This window comes from Glycomyces paridis, from assembly GCF_004912155.1.
Classification (GTDB): Bacteria; Actinomycetota; Actinomycetes; order Mycobacteriales; family Micromonosporaceae; genus Glycomyces; species Glycomyces paridis.
On the sequence record NZ_STGX01000016.1, the window covers coordinates 42959 to 58845 of the forward strand.

The 15887-nt window shown below is 72.5% G+C and carries 20 protein-coding genes; 10 read left to right on the top strand and 10 right to left on the bottom strand.

Going from position 1 to position 15887, the window contains the following annotated elements:
* Positions 1–29 precede the first annotated feature (29 nt).
* The 5 genes from E9998_RS19565 to E9998_RS19585 all read left to right on the top strand — a co-directional run bounded on the left by E9998_RS19565 (position 30) and on the right by E9998_RS19585 (position 4368).
* Positions 30–1007, top strand: coding sequence for an aldo/keto reductase (locus E9998_RS19565; RefSeq protein WP_136531382.1), 978 nt, complete (start codon positions 30–32; stop codon positions 1005–1007).
* 366 nt (positions 1008–1373) lie between these two features.
* Positions 1374–1637, top strand: coding sequence for a hypothetical protein (locus E9998_RS19570; RefSeq protein WP_136531383.1), 264 nt, complete (start codon positions 1374–1376; stop codon positions 1635–1637).
* 3 nt (positions 1638–1640) lie between these two features.
* Positions 1641–2852, top strand: coding sequence for a sulfotransferase family protein (locus E9998_RS19575; RefSeq protein WP_136531384.1), 1212 nt, complete (start codon positions 1641–1643; stop codon positions 2850–2852).
* A gap of 38 nt (positions 2853–2890) precedes the next feature.
* Positions 2891–3397 (top strand): O-acetyl-ADP-ribose deacetylase, encoded by a 507-nt coding sequence (locus E9998_RS19580; RefSeq protein WP_136531385.1) that lies wholly within the window; start codon positions 2891–2893, stop codon positions 3395–3397.
* A 95-nt stretch (positions 3398–3492) separates the two neighbouring features.
* The gene (locus E9998_RS19585; RefSeq protein WP_136531386.1) at positions 3493–4368 is read left to right on the top strand and encodes a hypothetical protein; all 876 of its coding nucleotides are present in this window, start codon (positions 3493–3495) and stop codon (positions 4366–4368) included.
* 46 nt (positions 4369–4414) lie between these two features.
* Here E9998_RS19585 and E9998_RS19590 read toward each other — a convergent pair whose 3' ends face one another.
* Complete coding sequence (locus tag E9998_RS19590) at positions 4415–4804, bottom strand: VOC family protein (protein WP_136531387.1); 390 nt, start codon at positions 4802–4804, stop codon at positions 4415–4417.
* 99 nt (positions 4805–4903) lie between these two features.
* Between E9998_RS19590 and E9998_RS19595 the strand changes: the two genes are divergently transcribed.
* Positions 4904–5383 (top strand): type II toxin-antitoxin system PemK/MazF family toxin, encoded by a 480-nt coding sequence (locus E9998_RS19595; protein WP_136531388.1) that lies wholly within the window; start codon positions 4904–4906, stop codon positions 5381–5383.
* Positions 5384–5389: 6 nt separating this feature from the next.
* Here the strand turns inward: E9998_RS19595 and E9998_RS19600 are convergent, their stop codons facing one another.
* The 3 genes from E9998_RS19600 to E9998_RS19610 all read right to left on the bottom strand — a co-directional run bounded on the left by E9998_RS19600 (position 5390) and on the right by E9998_RS19610 (position 7384).
* Positions 5390–6055, bottom strand: coding sequence for an SUKH-4 family immunity protein (locus E9998_RS19600; RefSeq protein WP_136531389.1), 666 nt, complete (start codon positions 6053–6055; stop codon positions 5390–5392).
* A gap of 16 nt (positions 6056–6071) precedes the next feature.
* Complete coding sequence (locus E9998_RS19605) at positions 6072–6695, bottom strand: dihydrofolate reductase family protein (RefSeq protein WP_136531390.1); 624 nt, start codon at positions 6693–6695, stop codon at positions 6072–6074.
* Between the two features lie 62 nt (positions 6696–6757).
* The gene (locus E9998_RS19610) at positions 6758–7384 is read right to left on the bottom strand and encodes a histidine phosphatase family protein (RefSeq protein WP_136531391.1); all 627 of its coding nucleotides are present in this window, start codon (positions 7382–7384) and stop codon (positions 6758–6760) included.
* A 145-nt stretch (positions 7385–7529) separates the two neighbouring features.
* On the opposite strand from E9998_RS19610, the gene E9998_RS19615 reads away from it, so the two are divergent.
* Together E9998_RS19615 and E9998_RS19620 are read left to right on the top strand one after the other, a co-directional pair.
* Positions 7530–8174, top strand: coding sequence for a dihydrofolate reductase family protein (locus E9998_RS19615; protein ID WP_136531392.1), 645 nt, complete (start codon positions 7530–7532; stop codon positions 8172–8174).
* A 131-nt stretch (positions 8175–8305) separates the two neighbouring features.
* Entirely contained in the window at positions 8306–8638 is a 333-nt protein-coding gene (locus E9998_RS19620) for a YnfA family protein (RefSeq protein WP_136531393.1), read from the top strand.
* Positions 8639–8643: 5 nt separating this feature from the next.
* Here E9998_RS19620 and E9998_RS19625 read toward each other — a convergent pair whose 3' ends face one another.
* The 6 genes from E9998_RS19625 to E9998_RS19650 form a co-directional block, all read right to left on the bottom strand.
* The gene (locus E9998_RS19625) at positions 8644–9198 is read right to left on the bottom strand and encodes a 3'-5' exonuclease (protein WP_136531394.1); all 555 of its coding nucleotides are present in this window, start codon (positions 9196–9198) and stop codon (positions 8644–8646) included.
* Positions 9199–9230: 32 nt separating this feature from the next.
* A complete protein-coding gene (locus tag E9998_RS19630) occupies positions 9231–9857 on the bottom strand; it encodes a GyrI-like domain-containing protein (RefSeq protein WP_136531395.1) in 627 nt (208 codons plus the stop codon).
* A 113-nt stretch (positions 9858–9970) separates the two neighbouring features.
* Entirely contained in the window at positions 9971–10609 is a 639-nt protein-coding gene (locus E9998_RS26495) for a class I SAM-dependent methyltransferase (RefSeq protein ID WP_136531396.1), read from the bottom strand.
* Between the two features lie 2 nt (positions 10610–10611).
* Entirely contained in the window at positions 10612–10800 is a 189-nt protein-coding gene (locus tag E9998_RS19640; RefSeq protein WP_136531397.1) for a hypothetical protein, read from the bottom strand.
* Between the two features lie 74 nt (positions 10801–10874).
* Positions 10875–12785, bottom strand: a complete 1911-nt coding sequence (locus E9998_RS19645; protein WP_136531398.1) for a hypothetical protein — start codon at positions 12783–12785, stop codon at positions 10875–10877.
* 165 nt (positions 12786–12950) lie between these two features.
* Positions 12951–13913 carry a sulfite exporter TauE/SafE family protein gene (locus tag E9998_RS19650; protein WP_136531399.1) on the bottom strand — a complete coding sequence of 321 codons (963 nt, stop codon included), beginning with the start codon at positions 13911–13913 and terminating at the stop codon, positions 12951–12953.
* 212 nt (positions 13914–14125) lie between these two features.
* Here E9998_RS19650 and E9998_RS19655 point away from each other — a divergent pair, with 212 nt between their 5' ends.
* Entirely contained in the window at positions 14126–14626 is a 501-nt protein-coding gene (locus E9998_RS19655; RefSeq protein ID WP_136531400.1) for a DUF1269 domain-containing protein, read from the top strand.
* Positions 14627–14714: 88 nt separating this feature from the next.
* Positions 14715–15875 carry a PP2C family protein-serine/threonine phosphatase gene (locus E9998_RS19660; RefSeq protein WP_136531401.1) on the top strand — a complete coding sequence of 387 codons (1161 nt, stop codon included), beginning with the start codon at positions 14715–14717 and terminating at the stop codon, positions 15873–15875.
* The last annotated feature ends 12 nt before the right edge of the window (positions 15876–15887 follow it).

Below are 15887 nucleotides of genomic sequence, written 5' to 3' on the forward strand. Positions count from 1 at the left end.
AAGGACTGGAACCCAGGGAAGGGCGCCTCATGGAACAACGCGTACTCGGCAGGACGGGCATCGAGGTCGGGGTGGTCGGCTTCGGCGCCTGGCAGATCGGGGCGGCCTGGGGCGAGGTGAGCGAGGCCGACGCGGAGGCGGCCCTGGAGGCGGCCCGCGCGGCGGGCGTGACGTTCTTCGACACCGCCGACGTCTACGGCGACGGCCGCTCCGAGCGATTCGTCGGCGCCTTCCGCGCCCGCCACCCCGAGGTGTTCGCGGCGACCAAGATGGGCCGCAGGGCCGAACAGCTCCCCGAGAACTACAGCGCCGCGAACTTCCTGGCGTGGAACGACGACTCGCGGGCGAACCTGGGCGTGCTCGCGCTCGACCTGGTGCAGCTGCACTGCCCGCCCCCGGCGGTCTACGCCGACGACGCCGTCTTCGACGCGCTCGACGCGATGGTGGCCGAGGGCCGCCTGCGCCACTACGGGGTGAGCGTGGAGACCTGCGACGAGGCGCTGGCGGCGATCGCCCGGCCGAACGTGGCGACGGTGCAGATCATCCTCAACCCGTTCCGGCAGAAGCCGCTCGAAGCGGTGCTCCCGGCGGCGGAGAAGGCCGGGGTCGGCATCATCGCGCGCGTGCCGCTCGCCTCGGGCCTGCTCTCGGGCAGGTACACCGCCGAGACGCGGTTCGGCGAGGACGACCACCGCAACTTCAACCGGCGCGGCGAGGCCTTCGACGTCGGCGAGACGTTCGCGGGCGTGGACTACGCGACCGGTCTGGAGGCGGTGGAGCGGCTGCGTCCGCTCGTGCCCGAGGGCATGACGATGGCGCAGTTCGCGCTCCGCTGGATCCTCGACCAGTCGGCGGTGTCCGTGGTGATCCCTGGGGCGCGGAACGCGGGCCAGGCCGAGTCGAACGCGGCGGCCGCCGGCATGGCGCCGCTCGGCGCCGGCGTCCACGCCGAGGTCGCCCGGGTCTACGACGAGTTGATCCGCCCGCAGGTGCACGAGCGCTGGTAGACGGAGTAGCGAGAGGGGCCCGCGGTTCGCGGGCCCCTTTCTCGTTGCGGGCGAGCGAAGGCGGGTCCGCATGACGGGACGGGGGCGGCCGGAGGGCGTCGCACCACGGGCCACTGGAGACGCGGACCGTCCATCATGAGTCATTACGCCACTGTGGATTGTCAAGCGACTGTCGGGTATCCGACAGAAGTCCTGTGATCAGCGAATTCACCGCGCGGGAACGGCCACGTGCGGGCCACGCATTGTTAGGGTGCTTCGCATGTTCGCGCAAAACCCCCGAACGACCCCACGGCGGCGCACGCCGCGCCCGGCCGCCTGACCCCCGGACCGCACCGCCGCCCACCCCGCCGACCCCGAGGAACCCCAGTGAACCGCGTACTCCTCTGCGCCACGATCGGATTCGCCTTCATCGTCCACATCGGACCGTCCCTGCTGGCCCTGGGCGCCGCGATCGGGCTCGGTATGCTGGCCGTCACCCTGCACACGGCCGACGCCGTCGACTCGATCTCCATCGGCGTCATCGTCGTGTTCGCGGTCGCCGCCCTCATCGCCACTCCCTTCCTGATGGGCGGCGGCGTGCGGTCCCTGCGCGCCGCCCTCGCCCCCTCACCGCCCCCGAACGGAGACTGACACATGACCACGCTCCTGCCGTTCCTCAACGCCTGCGGCGCGCCCTTCATGCACGGGCGCCGCGGCATCGGCCACCCCGAGGCCGTCGTGGCCCAGATGCTCGACCGCGCCGCCCGCGACGCCGCCGCCCCGCGCCCCGACCCCGACAGCGAGGTCGTCCGCGACTTCTCCTACCTCGTCGGGCAGTTCGCGGGCGCCGAGAACCTCTCCGCGATCGGCTGGGCCTCGGTCCGCACCGACCTCCAGAACCGCCTCACGAACTGGCTGCGCGTCCAGCGCCTCCACGCCGAGCACCCCGAGCTCGCCGCCGAGGACGTCTCCGACCCGGTCGTCGTCGTCGGCCTGCCGCGCACCGCGACCACGCTCGTCCACAACCTCCTCGCCGCCGCCGAGGGACACCGCGGGACGCTCTTCTGGGAGCTCCTCCACCCCGACCTGCCTCTGCCCGCCAAGGAGACCAAGAAGATCATCGCGGGCGTCGAGAGCGGGCAGAAGGTCATCAACCTCCTCGCGCCGCAGATGCTCGACATCCACCCGCAGTCGGCCGTCAAGGCCGACGAGACCGCGTTCCTGTTCTTCCACGGCCCCCAGCACCAGGCCCGCGCCCTCATGCCCGAGTACGAGAAGTGGGAGAACGACCGCGACACCCGCGGCGACTACGTCTACCTCAAGCAGGTCCTCCAGGTGCTCCAGCACGGCCGCGAGAAGCGCCGCTGGGTCCTGAAGAACCCCATCCACCTCGCGAGCCTGCCCGAACTGCTGGAGACCTTCCCGAACGCGACCATCGTGTGGATGCACCGCGGGCCCGCCACCGTCATGGGCTCGATCTGCTCGCTCGTGGAGACCTCGCACCGCCTGCACCTCAAGCGCGTCGACCGCCACGAGATCGGCCGAATGTGCCTGGACATGCTCACGCGCCTGGTCGAACGCGGCCGCGCCGCCCGCCCCGGCATCACCCCCCAGCACCTCGTCGACATCCCCTACGACTGGCTCACCGCCTCCCCGCACACCGCCGTCCCCGAGCTGTATGACCTCATCGGCGCGAAGTGGACGAACCGCGACGCCGCCGGGCTCGACGCGATCCTCGCCCGGCCCTCGCGCGCCCGCAAGCACGACTACGCCGCCCAGCACTACGGCCTCGACGAGATGGAGATCGACCGGGCCTTCGGCAACTACGGCTCGCTCGCGATCGCCACGCTCCCGCGTAGAAACTGACCCTGCGCCGGGGCGCCGGACGTGTTTGAATGCGGGGCATGGACATCTCAATCCTCCGCGGGGACATCACGCGGCAGCGCGTCGACACGATCGTCAACGCCGCGAACTCCTCGCTCCTGGGAGGCGGCGGCGTCGACGGCGCCATCCACCGCGCCGGCGGCCCGGCGATCCTCGACGCCTGCCGGGACCTGCGCGCCGCGAAGTACGGGCGCGGCCTGCCGACCGGCCAGGCCGTCGCGACCACCGCCGGGCGCCTTCACGCCCGGTGGGTGGTCCACACCGTCGGCCCCGTCTACTCCCCCGCCGAGGACCGCAGCGCGCTCCTGGCCTCCTGCTACCGCGAGTCCCTCAAGGTCGCGGGCGACCTCGGCGCCGCCTCGATCGCGTTTCCCGCCGTCTCGGCCGGGGTATACGGCTGGCCCGCGCCATCGGCCGCCGACATCGCCGTGAGCACCGTGCGGGAGACCGCCACCGACATCGCCGACGTGCGGTTCGTCCTGTTCAACGACGAGGTCTACGCGGCCTTCGAGCAGGCCATGGGCTGAACGACGCGAGGTCGGCGCGCCAGGCCCTGCCGAGCAGTGTCGTACCGCGGCGCTACGGTCGTGGCCGGTGCACCCGAACCACGAAAGGTCCCACGATGACGACGCTCTCCACAGAGTCCTTCGCCGCCGCCGAACGGTACATCGACCTGCACGCCCGCGTCATCGACCGGGTGCGCTTCGCCAGGCGCTTCCGCAAGGGGCCGGCCGGCCGGGTCCTCCACGCGGTGACCGCCTACCAGAACCCCGACGGCGGCTTCGGGAACGCGATCGAACCGGACCTGCGCGGCGCCTCCAGCCAGCCGCAGGGCCTCGAGGTCGCGCTCTGGGCGCTCGACGACGCCGGCGTGTTCGACGAGGCCCTGGCGCAGAGCGCCTGCGCGTGGCTCGAAGCGCACTCCACGGAGGACGGCGGCGTGCCGTGGGTCCTGCCGAGCGTCCTCGATGATGAGCGCGGCCCCTGGTGGCAGCCGCAGGGCGAGCGGCCTCCGGCGGCGCTCAACCCGACGGCGCCCGTCAGCGGCCTCATGCAAGCCCACGGCGTGAAGCACGCATGGCTGGAGGCGGCGACCGCGTTCTGCTGGAAGGGCATCGCCGCGCTGGAGGAGGTCGGGGCCTACGACGCCATGTGCGTACTCGCGTTCCTCGAACGCGTCCCCGACCGCGACCGCGCCGAAGCCGAGTTCGAGCGGCTCTCGCCCTCGCTGCGGGCCTCGGCCGCGCTGGACCCGGACGAGCCGGGCCACACTCACTCCCCGCTCGACCTCGCCCCGCACCCGGACTCGCTGGCGCGGCGCCTGTTCAGCGACGAGGAGATCGACCGCCACCTCGACCACGTGATCGCCGCGCAGGGCGAGCACGGCGGCTGGGCCCCGAACTTCGAGATGTGGACGCCGGTGGTGGCCCACGAATGGGGCGGCCACCTGACCTACGCGACCCTGCGCACCCTGGAGTCCTACGGCCGCATCGCATGAGGCCGGCGCGGTGCCGGGCTCTCCGGCCCGGCACCGCGAACGAGCGCTAGGCCGCCTGCGTCTCCTCCGGGCGCAGGGCCTGGAGGATGCAGAACTCGTTGCCCTCCGGGTCGGCCATGACGACCCAGGAAGCGGTCTCGGACTGCCCGACGTCCACGCGGACGGCACCGAGCGCCTCGGCGCGGGCGACCTCCGCGGCCTGGTCGTCGGGGCGCAGGTCGAGGTGGAGCCGGTTCTTCACGGTCTTGCCCTCGGGCACCTTCAAGAACAGGATGTCGGGCGAGACGCCGTCCTGCGGGCTCCCTTCGGGCGGTTCGAGGACGACCTCGTCGTCGGTGTCGTAGGTGAGGCGCCAGCCGATGAGCTCGGCCCACCAGGCCCCGAGGCCGCGGGGATCGGCGCTGTCGACGCAGATGCACTGCCATTTCAATGTCATCCGCACACCGTATCGGGTGCGGGTGCGGCCCATCGCATGGTTTTCGGCCCGGGGCACGGCATCGGCGCGGCCGGTCCGGCACCGCTACGATCGCTCACTATGCTCCCGGTCATCCTCGCGTGCCTGATCCTCGTCGCCGTCATCGTCGTCGCACTCCTCGTCCGCCGCACGATCGGAGCCCCGCCGCGCCGCGAAGGGACCGCGCACTCGACGCCGCGCCTGCGGTCCGGACCGGAAGGCGGGCCGCGACCGCGCGAACGCTGGTGGGCCGACTTCCCGCACCAGGACGACCCCTCCTCCTCGAAGACCCGGCCCTGCCTCGTGCTCGGGCACTCCGGCCGCGGCTACTGGGTCCTCAAGTGCACCACTCAGCAGCCCAAGCAACCCGAATGGCGGGTCCGCGTCACCGCCGCCCGCTGGTCGCCGCCCTCCGACAAGGACGGCTATGTCGACCTCATCCCCTACCACCTGCCTCGGGCCCGCCTCGAACGCCGGCTCGGCGTCCTCGGCTCAGCGAAGACCTACGCCGCGGTGCGACAGCGCGTCCGCTGGGACCGCGCCTTCGACTTCATCGGCTGAACCTCCTCAATACCCGGGGTCGGTCACGACTTCGGCCCAGAGCGAATCGGGCCCGCAGGCGGCCGGGTCGATGCGCGCCAAGGCTTCCAAGACCATCGCCTCGCACGCGCTCCGGCGCGCGTCGTGCGCGTCGGCGACCGGGCCCGGCGGCGGTTCGGGCGGCGCGTCGAGGTCAATCAGGGCCGCCAGCGCCGCACGGACGCGCCAGGCGGTCTCCACGAGTGCGGACGCCGAGGAGTTGACGGGCATGACCGCGGGCCGGTAGAGGTCGCGGTAGTGGTCGCGCAGGCCCGGGTGCAGGTCGGCGGCGGTGAGCGGTGCGGGACGCACGGCGAGCACGCGTCCGTCGCCCGCGACGGCGCCGATCTTCGGGGTGCGGTCGTGCGCTCCCCAGTGCCCGAGGTCGTAGAGGCGGTCGTCGGCGCGGGCGTGCTCGGCTTCGAGCGGGCCGGCGATGTTCGGCGACAGGGTCGGGTCGGGGCCGGTCTGGAAGGCGGGGGTCATGAGGAGGTCGTCGGGCAGGCCGAAGTCGGCGAGCGCGCGGCGGTCGGGTTCGGGGATGCGCCAGGAGTGCAGGTGCTCGGGCGGCGGGCGGACCCGGTGCCGGGGGTCGACGAGGGTCGTCAGCGGTGCGGTCGTCGCCTCGTGGAGGCGGTCCTCGATGGCGGGCACGGTGGCTGTTGCGGGTTCAGGCGGTGGTGCGGGTGAAGGTGAGGTGGGTGACGCCGCTCGGGGAGCCGGTGGCTTCGACGCGGTAGTCGGCTTCGATGCCTTCGAGGCCGTCCCAGAGGCGGACGCCGCGGCCGAGGAGGATGGGGACGACGACGAGGTGCATGTGGTCGATGAGCCCGGCGGCGAGGTAGTCGCGGAGCATGGTGGGGCCGCCTCCGATGCGCACGTCCCGGCCGTCTGCGGCCGCTCGAGCGGTGGCGAGCGCTTCGGCGGGCGGTGCGTCGGTGAAGTGGAAGACGGTGCCGCCCTCCATCTCGATCGGCGGGCGGGCGTGGCGGGTGAGGACGTAGACGGGGGTGTGGAACGGCGGGTTCGGGCCCCAGTAGCCGCGCCAGTCGGGGTCGTCCTCCCAGCCGGGCGGGCCGTATTTGCGTGAGCCCATGATCTCGGCGCCGATGCCCGGGTCATGGAGGCGCGCGAAAGCGTGGTCGACGTCGAACGCGCCGTCCCATCCGGTGGCGAACATCCAATCGTGGAGGCGTTCTCCGGCGTGGCCGAAGGGTGCTTCGCGGGTGAGTCCTTCGCCGGTGCCGAAGCCGTCGAGCGAGACGGAGAAGTTGTGGACGCGGGTGATCGACATGTGCGGTCCCTTTCGGTCGGTGGGCTCGACGGTACGGGAGGGGTCCGACAACCGGGGCGAAGTCAGTGGAGGTGGCGGGTGTCGCCGAGGGCGGTGACCATGCGGCCCCGGTAGAGGTCGTCCTCGTGGAGGGTGGTGATGCTCCCCGAGGTCACTTTGAACACGACGTGGCCGAGGGAGTCGGCGGGCATGCCGATCCAGGCGGCGATCACGAAAGTGATCGCGATGCCGTGGGTGACGACGATCTGGTGTTCGCAGTGGTGGTCGAGGAGGTCGTCCACGGCGGCGTAGACGCGCTGCGCGAGGTGCCGCTTGGACTCGGCGCCGGGGAGTCCGCCGGTGTGGCCCATGCGGTCGCCGGTGGGCGGGGGCGGGACGAAGCACTCCCGGAGCCAGGCGTTCGGCCGGCCGCCGGCCTCGCCGAAGGAGAGTTCGCGGAGCCGGGGGTCGGGTACGGGCGTGAGGCCGAACCGCTCGCCGATCGCGTCTGCGGTCTGGGCGGTGCGCCGGAGGTCGGAGGTGCGGAGTTCGACGTCGGCGGTGTCGGGGATGCGGTCGCGCAGGGCCGCGGCGATGCGCCGCGCGTCGCGTTCGCCGTCGGGGGTGAGGTCGGAGTCGTACCAGCCGCCGACGACGTCGTCGACGTGGTGGGTCGCCTGCGGGTGGGTGACGACGTGGAGGGTGCGCACTGGTCCTGGCCTTTCGTGGGGGCCTCGACTGTAGACGTGTCGGGCCGGGCTTGGGCGACGGGCCGCGAGATGACGTACCCGTCTGGTCTCATTGCGGCGGCGGGCCGCTTCGGGCCGCCGCGAGCGCACATGGAGGGTCAACGGGATGGGTCAGCTGCTGAGGGTCCAGAATTTCAACGTCTCGGCCGACGGGTACGGCGCGGGCGAGGGGCAGAGTATCGAGCGGCCGTTCGGGCACGCCGATCCGGGGACGATGTTCAGTTGGGCGGGGGCGACGGCGAGCTGGCCGAACCGCACCGATCCGGGCGGGAGCCGGGGCCTGGACGACTACTTCACGCGGGACTTCGCGCACAACATCGGCGCCGAGATCATGGGGCGCGGCAAGTTCGGGCCGCAGCGGGGCCCGTGGGAGGACCTCGACTGGCTCGGCTGGTGGGGCGACGAGCCGCCGTTCCACACGCCGGTGTTCGTGATGACCCATCATGTGCGGCCCTCGTTCACCTTGTCGGACACCACGTTCCACTTCATCGACGCCGACCCGGCGACGGTGCTCGAACGGGCCGGAGAAGCCGCGGACGGCAAGGACGTGCGCCTGGGCGGCGGCGCGCGCACCGTCAAGGAGTTCCTGGACGCGGACCTGGTCGACACGCTCCACGTGGCGGTCTCCCCGGTGAAGCTCGGTTCGGGCTCGCGGCTGTGGGAGTCGCCCGACGAGCTGCGCGACCGCTTCCACCTCGACGTCGTGCCGAGCCCGAGCGGCGTGGTGCACCACCTGTTCTGGCGGCGGTAGCGGTCCCGGATCGGAGGGGGCGCCACCGGCGGCCCAGACCTCGGCCTACGGCGTGACCGCCGGGCCGGAGTGGCTTCGAGGCTCGGTCCGGCGTAGCGTCGCGGCAGGGCCGTACTGATAGGTTCGCGCGCATGGACACCGCCCGCTCGATCAGCCTGTTCCTGCTCGCCGCCGTCGCCGAGATCGGCGGGGCCTGGCTGATCTGGCAGGGGGTGCGCGAGCACCGGGGCCTGCTGTGGATCGCGGCGGGGATCGTCGCGCTCGGCGCCTACGGCTTCGTGGCCGCCTTCCAGCCGGACCCGAACTTCGGGCGCATCCTGGCGGCGTACGGCGGCGTCTTCGTCGCGGGCTCGCTCGCGTGGGGCATGGTGGTCGACGGCTTCCGCCCCGATAGGTGGGACGTCATCGGCGCCGCCGTCTGCCTCGTCGGCGTCGCACTCATCATGTACGCGCCGCGCGGCTGAGACGCTCAGGCCGGTTCGGGCCAGTCGCCGCGGGCGGCCAGGCCGAGGACGAGGGCCGCGATGTTCCAGGCGTCGTCGGCGCCGCTGTGGTGGCGCCCTTCGCGCGGAAGCCCCGCGACGGCGAGCGCGCCGGCCATGCCGGGCCTGCGGCGCAGCCCGTGCGAGTCGGTGAAGGCGAGCTTGGCGTTGGTGTGGTTCCCGCTGAACGGATAGCGGGTGCCGGTGGCGCGGCATTGGCGTTCGAACTGCTTGCGGTCGTAGTCGCCCCAGCTCGCCCACGGCCGCGAGTCGGCGCGGTGCTCGGCGGCGAGGAGGCGGCAGGCGTCGGCGAAGTCCACGCCCGTGTCGACCTCGGCCTGCGTGAGACCGGTGAGCTCGGTGCAGAACGCGCTGACAGTGGAGCGGGCCGGGCGCACCAGGATGCGGTGCTTGTCGAGGCGTTCGCGGGTCGCGAGGTCGACCACGGTGAGGCCGATCTCGATGATCTCGCTGACGGCGCCGGGCGGCGGCTGACCGGTCCAGCAGGTCGCTTCGACGTCCACGACGTTGAGGAGGGGCATGGGTGGAGCATAGGACGGCCCCGCCCGCGCGCTCAAACGGTTTTGGCGGACCTGACCGGCTGCCTGAGGATCGTCTTGAGGCGCGCCGGCTCGGTCCGGCGGGGGTCGCTGAGGTAGACCTCGTGGTGGTCGCCGTTGAAGGCGAAGCCGTTGTCCGGCATGTACTCGCGGTGGAGGCGTTCGAGGACGGGCGTCTCGTCGTCGTAGGACCCGATGTGGAGGATCTGCACCGAGGGCCCCTCGGTGAAGACGTGGACGCGCAGGAGCGCCAGCGCGGGGTTCTCCCGCTTCTTCGCCGTCGCGGCGACGGCGTCGGCGACCGTGTCGGCGGTGATCCACTCCGGCAGGGCGATCAGCATGGTCCACTCCCAGGCGTCCTTGCGCCGCTGGAGGAACGCGGCCGGGTCCTCGGCGCGCCAGAGGCCTTCGAGGGGGCCGACGACGAAGTCGCGCTCCAGGTTGCGCTTGCTCGCGAACTTGAGCGCGTAGGCGGTGCCGTAAAGCGCCTCGACGGCCTCGGTGTAAGCCGCGGCGGTGTTGGGGTCGCCGGCGCCGTCGACGGCGAGGTAGCGCAGTTCGGGGACGTCGACGACGGTGAAGTCCTTCGCGGAGGGCGCGTAGAGCGCCTTGCGGTCCTTCTTGACGTCGTACTTGTCCACGGCGGTCTCCTCGCTGGGCGCGTGCGGGCTGAGCACATGCAACCTGGGCACATGCAAGCTGGGCACATGCAAGAGGTGCGGGCGGCCCCGCCGGTGGGGGCGGGGCCGGTCCGCTACTTCGGTTTGCGGGCGGTGCCGACCAGGTGGGGGCTCACCTTGAGCGGGTACGGCAGGGTCGGGAACTTGCGCGTCTCCAGGCCGTCGGTCTCGAATCCGGCGCGGTCGATCGCGGCGCCGGTCTCGCGGGCGGTGTGGCAGCCGCCGAACACGTGCGACCAGAGCACCGCGTCGAAGGCGGTCTCGCCGGCGCGGATCGCGCGGTTGGCGGAGCCGACGTGTTCGAGGCAGACGAGTTCGCCGCCGGGTTTGAGGACGCGGAGTATCTCGGCGATCGCCTTGTCCTGGTCCTCGACGGAGCAGAGCACGAGCGTCGCCACGACGGCGTCGAACGAGTCGTTCTCCAGCGCCAGGTGCTCGGCCTGACCGTCCACTACGGTGACCTCGCGGCCGAGCGCGTCGGCGCGCTCCCGGGCGAGGTCCCTCATGCGCTCCTCGGGTTCGACCGCGACCAGTTCGGTCACGGCCTCGGGGTAGTGGGCGAAGTTCGCCCCGTGCCCGCAGCCGATCTCCAGCACGCGGCCGGAGGTGCCGCCCAGGAGCCGCGCCCGCTGCTCGCCCAGACCGCGGTCCTCAAGGGAGGCTGCGGCCTTCGGGTACCAGCGGGCGAAGAGGCGGTGGCTCCTTCGTCCCATGTTCACTCCTCGTCGTTCTGCGACCGGGCCAGGACGACGACGGCGATCACGATGACCAGCAACAGGATCACGGCCACGAGGAAGGTGTCGACCGCGAACAGGGCGTTGAGGCCCTGCGCGAGGAAGGGGGCCGTGATCGCGAGCACCGCCGCGAGGGCGATCCAGCGCGCGTTGCGGCGCATGAAGTCCATCGGCGCTCCTCCCGGGTTCTCCCCGAGCCTACGGGAGCGCGGGCCCGGGCGGGGTCGGCGGGCCCGCGGCCCGGTCAGTTCGTGCGGGTGTTGGGCAGGTGGTCGCCGAGGTAGCCGATCCAGACCTTCCCGGTGGGCCCGCCCGCGTCGTCGAGGAAGTGCATCCGCGGTGCGGGCGAGCCGATCTGCTGGAGTTTGATGTGCGAGGCCATGAAGACGCGCCCGGAGGGGTCGATCTCGGCGGGGACGCGGAAGATCCTGGCGCGGTGGTACTTCGGGTTGCCGGTGACCGAGTCGGACTCCTTCATGGACACCATCGTCGGGGTGATGACGGGCGCGCCGGGGAGCGGGCGGGCGCACCAGTCGTAGAAGCCGCCGGGGAAGCGGCCTTCGGCGCGGGCGGCGGCGTAGGCGTCGAGGGCGCGCAGGGCGTCCCAGGCGCGCCCGGCCCAGCGGCGGCGCTGGCGCGGGTGCATGACGTCGAGCCGGGAGACCTCGGTGTCGAGGGTGTCGGGCAGGTCGAGGCGGGCGAGGTGCTTGCGGGCGCGCTGGACGACGTCCATGAGGCACTCGGCCTCCCATGACCCTTCGGGGTCGGCGGACTGGACGCCGTAGACGGGGTCGGCGTGCTCGGCGAGACGGCCTTCGAGCCAGCGGATGCGGTCCTGGGCCTTGCGTTCCTGCTCCTGGAGTTCGACGTAGTCGGATTCGAGGCGCTCGTAGTCGTCGCGGAGACGTTCGAGTTCTTCGCCGCGGTCGCGGCCGAGGAGTCCGGAGGTCTCTATCTCGCGGGTGAGGGCCTGGAGGTGGGCGGCCATGGTCTTGATGAGCGCGGTGGTCTCGGAGTCGCCGCCGCGGGCCATGTCCACGAGGGCTTCGAGGACGCCGTCCTCCAGGTGGTCGGCGAGGCGTCCGGCGATGGCGTCGGCGAGGTCGGCGTCCGGCGGCGCCTCGGGCAGGGGCCGGGGCTCTGGGGTGTCGGCGGACGGTGTCTCGGGTGTCTCGACGTCGGGCTTCGTTTCGGGCTTCACTTCGGGAGTCTCGGCGGCCGGTGGGGGCGGCCCGGCCGGGAGGCTCACGGTGAGGGTCTGCTTGAGGCCCTTGGGAGGGCGCGGGACGGCTATCGCGGCCGGGCTCGGCGGCGGCGCGTGGAGCGCCTCGGGTGCGAGCGTCCCGGCGAGGATGCGGCCGACGCGGAGTTCGGCCTGTCGCACGTCGGCGGGGACCGGGCGGTGCAGCGCCGCGTCCACCACCCCCGACACGACCACGTCGAGTGCGCGAAGCCCCTGGTCGCGTATCGCGCTGCCGCCTCTGGGCTGGTGGCGCATCGCGTAGGTCTCCTCGCCGGGTCGCAGGCCGGGCAGGTAGGTGCGCAGGCCGCCGCCGAAGACGCTGAGGTCCTCCCCGAGCCAGCCGTTGAGGTGGTCCTGGGCCCTGGCGTCGTAGAGGCGGGCGACGAGGGCGATCCCGGCAAGCGCGGTCGCGAGGTGGTCGGCGCAGGCGGTGACGAGGCCCGGTTCGGTGCGGTCGACGGAGAGGACGATGACGGGGACGCCGCGGGCGGGGCGGGCGAGCCAGCCGGTCAGTTCGCGGACCTCTTCGGGGCCGATGAGGTGCGGCCCGGATTCGAGGGGGACGGCGCCGTCGGTGGCCCGGCCGGTGGCGAGGTAGGGGGCCATGAACCCGGGCGAGCGGACGGGGTCGGCGCCATCGGGGAGGTCGCCTTCGACGGTGACGCGGACCCAGCTCTGGTCGGGTGTGCGGCCGAGGGCCCAGGTGGCGGTGGTGTGAAGGCGCCCGTCGAGGTGGGTGTAGCGCCCGCAGGTCGCGTTGTCGGCGAGGCGGGTCCGGGTGCGGCCCTTGGCGGTCTCGAAGCGGTCGGCGCCGTCGTCCTCGACGTCGGCCCAGGCCGCGAAGGCCCTGCGGAGCCGGGGTCCGAGCCGCTGCCCTCCGTCGCGGAGCAATGCCTGGTAGAACTGCGTCACGGCGCCTCCTTGGGTCCGGCCCTAGGCCATGATGAGCCAACATGCTACTGGAGGTCGCCTCGGAACGCGTCCCCCAATTCCGATAGGGACGGTCGGGTGCGCGGCGGCGGCGGGACGCGAAGGGCCCGTACCGGAAGCGGTACGGGCCCTTCGGGAATCGATCGGTCAGGAGGTCTCGGCGGGGCGCTCGGCGGCGGCCTCGGCGACGGCGGCGACCTCGCCGGTCGGGTTGTTGGCCTTGTCGAGGACGGGGGCGCCCACGTCGCGTTCGGCGAGGTGGCGGCGGATCGAGTAGGCGACGGCGGCGATCCAGACGAGGGCGAGGGCGATGTAGACGGTCACGGCCGCGGTGGTCGGGGCCGCGATCCATTCGGAGCGCAGCAGGGTCCGGGTGTTGGTGAGGATGATGACGCCGCCGACGGCGGAGCCGAGGACGCGCGGCGGGATGTGGCGCACGAGCCAGGCGGCGATCGGGGCGGCGATGAGGCCGCCGGCGAACAGGACGGCGACCCAGGCGAAGTCGACGCCTTCGCCGCCGATGCCGATGATGAAGCCGATCGAGGCGGCGACGGCCACGAGGAACTCGGAGGTGTCGATCGAGCCGATGACCTTGCGCGGTTCGATGCGGCCGGAGGCGAGGAGCGCGGGGGTGCCGACCGGGCCCCATCCGCCGCCGCCGGAGGCGTCGAGGAAACCGCCGACGAGGCCCAGCGGGGTCAGGAACCGCTTGCGCAGGGGCTTGCCGAGGTTGCGGCTGTCGAGGCCCCTGAGCGTGAAGCGCACGAGGAGGTAGACGCCGAGCGCGAGCAGGACGAGGGACATGAAGGGGGCGGCGAGCTCGGTGGAGAGCCAGGAGAGGAAGGTGGCGCCCGCGAAGGCGCCGACGGCGCCGGGGATGCCGATCTTGAGGACGACCTTCCAGTCGACGTTGCCGAAGCGCCAGTGGGAGGCGCCGGAGGCGAGCGTGGTGCCGATCTCGGCGAGGTGGACGGTGGCCGAGGCGGCGGCGGGGTTGGTGCCGATGGCGAGCAGCAGCGTCGTGGAGGTGACGCCGTACGCCATGCCGAGGCTGCCGTCGACGAGTTGGGCGGCCAGACCGACCAGGCCCAGGAGGACGAGGGTGCGCACGAGGAAGCCTTCCGCTCGGGGACTGGAGCGAGTATCTCTACTAACTCTATGGGAAATATAGATTGCCGGAGGGTGCCGCGTCAACCGCCGGTCCCGTCTTCCGGGACGCCCGGCGCCGGTGTTTACGCGCGAATCCCCCACGCGCCGCCCCGGCGGGGACCACAATCGGGCGAGACGCCGCCGACGGCGTCCCCAGAGAGAGGAAGACGCCCATGAGCCAACTCATCGCCGTGGCCTACCCGGATGTCACCACGGCGCAGACGGTCCTCGCCAAGCTCGCCGACATGCAGAAGCGCGAGCTCATCAAGCTCGGCGACGCGGCCGTGGTCGAACGCCGCGAGGACGGCAAGGTCAAACTCCACCAGTCCAACTCCCTGGTCGGCGTCAGCGCCGCGGGCGGCGCGCTCTGGGGCGGCCTCATCGGCCTGCTGTTCTTCGCGCCCCTGCTCGGCATGGCTGTCGGCGCGGCCGCGGGGGCCGCGGGCGGCGCCATGACCGACGTGGGCGTGGACGACTCCTTCATGAAGGAGCTCGGCGCCGAGCTCAGCCCCGGCAGCGCCGCCCTCGTCCTCCTCGTCCTCGCCATGACCGAGGACAAGGTCCTCGAAGAGCTGGGCGGCCAGTACCAGGGCAAACTCCTCCAGACGAACCTCTCCGCCGAGGAGGAGGAGCGCCTGCGCGAGGCGATCGACGCGGCCACGAACAAGTCCTGAGGCGCGGACCGAAAGCGGACGGGAGCGGCCCCCGTCCGCTTTCGGCGTTTCCGGGCCCGGACCGCCCGCGCGCGCCTACGCTCGCTGCGTGAGCAGGAAGGCGGTCGGGGAGGCGCAGGAGCAGGAGCAGCTGCGGTCCTACGTGCTGCCCGACACCGCCTGGGACCGGATCGCTTCGGGCCACGCCGGATCGGTCCTGGCGTTGCGCCTGCTGCCGTTCGTCCTCCTCGCCGTCACCGTCCCGCTCGCGTTCGTCACCCCGCTCATGGTCCCCTACGCCAACTACGCGCTCGTCCTGCTGCCCGCGTTCACCGCCCTGGTCAACGGGCCGATCGCCACGGCATGCGCCACGATCGGCACCGTCGCGCTCGTCAGCGCCGGCACCGAGGCGCTCGGGCTGCTGCCCTTCCCGAACAGCATCTGGGCCGACCTGCCGCCCATCGCCGTCGTCGGCGTCCTGTGCACCGTCCTCGCCTGGGCGAGGAACCGGGTCATCATCCGCCTGCTCGACATGACCGAGGTCGCCGAGACCGCGCAGCAGGCCATCATGCCCGACCTGCCCGGGCGCATCGGCGGCCTGAAGATCAGCTCGGTCTACCGCACCGCGCGCGGCAGCCCCGGCCTCATCGGCGGCGACTTCTACGACGTCCAGGACACCGACTTCGGGCTCCGGGCCGTCGTCGGCGACGTCCAAGGCCACGACCTGAGCACCGTCCGCCTCACCGAGGCGCTCCTGGGCACCTTCCGCGAACGGGCCCTGGACGACCCCGACCTGGCGACGCTCGCCGCCCACATGGAGCGGCGCGTGCGCCTGCACAACCGCGACCGGGACGAATGGGGCCAGACCTTCGCGACCGCCGCGATCATCGAGATCAGCCCCGGCCGCGACCGGCTGCGCACCCTCCTGTGCGGGCACCCCGCGCCGCTCCTGGTCCGCTCGTGCACCTACCCCGTCGGCGGCAAGCCGCTGCCGCCGCTCGGCCTGGCCGACTTCGGGATCGACTCCTCCGTGCAGGTCCGCGACGTCGAGCTCGCGCCCGGCGACCTCGTCGTCGCCTACACCGACGGCCTGGTCGAGGCCCGCAACCCCGCCGGGCAGACCTTCCCGCTCTTCGCACTGCTCAACGCCCACGTCGCGGCGGGCCTGCGCGATCCGGCCGAACTGCGCAAACGCATCCGCTCCGACTTCGTCTCAGGCGGGTACGCCCGCACCGACGACCTCACGGCCATGGTGATACAGATTCCATAGGCAACCGTCCGC

Coding starts and splice junctions, on each gene's coding strand:
- E9998_RS19565 (WP_136531382.1), top strand. CDS start 30: ATGGAACAACGCGTACTCGGCAGGACGGGCATCGAGGTCGGGGTGGTC.
- E9998_RS19575 (WP_136531384.1), top strand. CDS start 1,641: ATGACCACGCTCCTGCCGTTCCTCAACGCCTGCGGCGCGCCCTTCATG.
- E9998_RS19580 (WP_136531385.1), top strand. CDS start 2,891: ATGGACATCTCAATCCTCCGCGGGGACATCACGCGGCAGCGCGTCGAC.
- E9998_RS19585 (WP_136531386.1), top strand. CDS start 3,493: ATGACGACGCTCTCCACAGAGTCCTTCGCCGCCGCCGAACGGTACATC.
- E9998_RS19590 (WP_136531387.1), bottom strand. CDS start 4,804: ATGACATTGAAATGGCAGTGCATCTGCGTCGACAGCGCCGATCCCCGC.
- E9998_RS19595 (WP_136531388.1), top strand. CDS start 4,904: ATGCTCCCGGTCATCCTCGCGTGCCTGATCCTCGTCGCCGTCATCGTC.
- E9998_RS19605 (WP_136531390.1), bottom strand. CDS start 6,695: ATGTCGATCACCCGCGTCCACAACTTCTCCGTCTCGCTCGACGGCTTC.
- E9998_RS19615 (WP_136531392.1), top strand. CDS start 7,530: ATGGGTCAGCTGCTGAGGGTCCAGAATTTCAACGTCTCGGCCGACGGG.
- E9998_RS19620 (WP_136531393.1), top strand. CDS start 8,306: ATGGACACCGCCCGCTCGATCAGCCTGTTCCTGCTCGCCGCCGTCGCC.
- E9998_RS19625 (WP_136531394.1), bottom strand. CDS start 9,198: ATGCCCCTCCTCAACGTCGTGGACGTCGAAGCGACCTGCTGGACCGGT.
- E9998_RS26495 (WP_136531396.1), bottom strand. CDS start 10,609: ATGGGACGAAGGAGCCACCGCCTCTTCGCCCGCTGGTACCCGAAGGCC.
- E9998_RS19640 (WP_136531397.1), bottom strand. CDS start 10,800: ATGGACTTCATGCGCCGCAACGCGCGCTGGATCGCCCTCGCGGCGGTG.
- E9998_RS19655 (WP_136531400.1), top strand. CDS start 14,126: ATGAGCCAACTCATCGCCGTGGCCTACCCGGATGTCACCACGGCGCAG.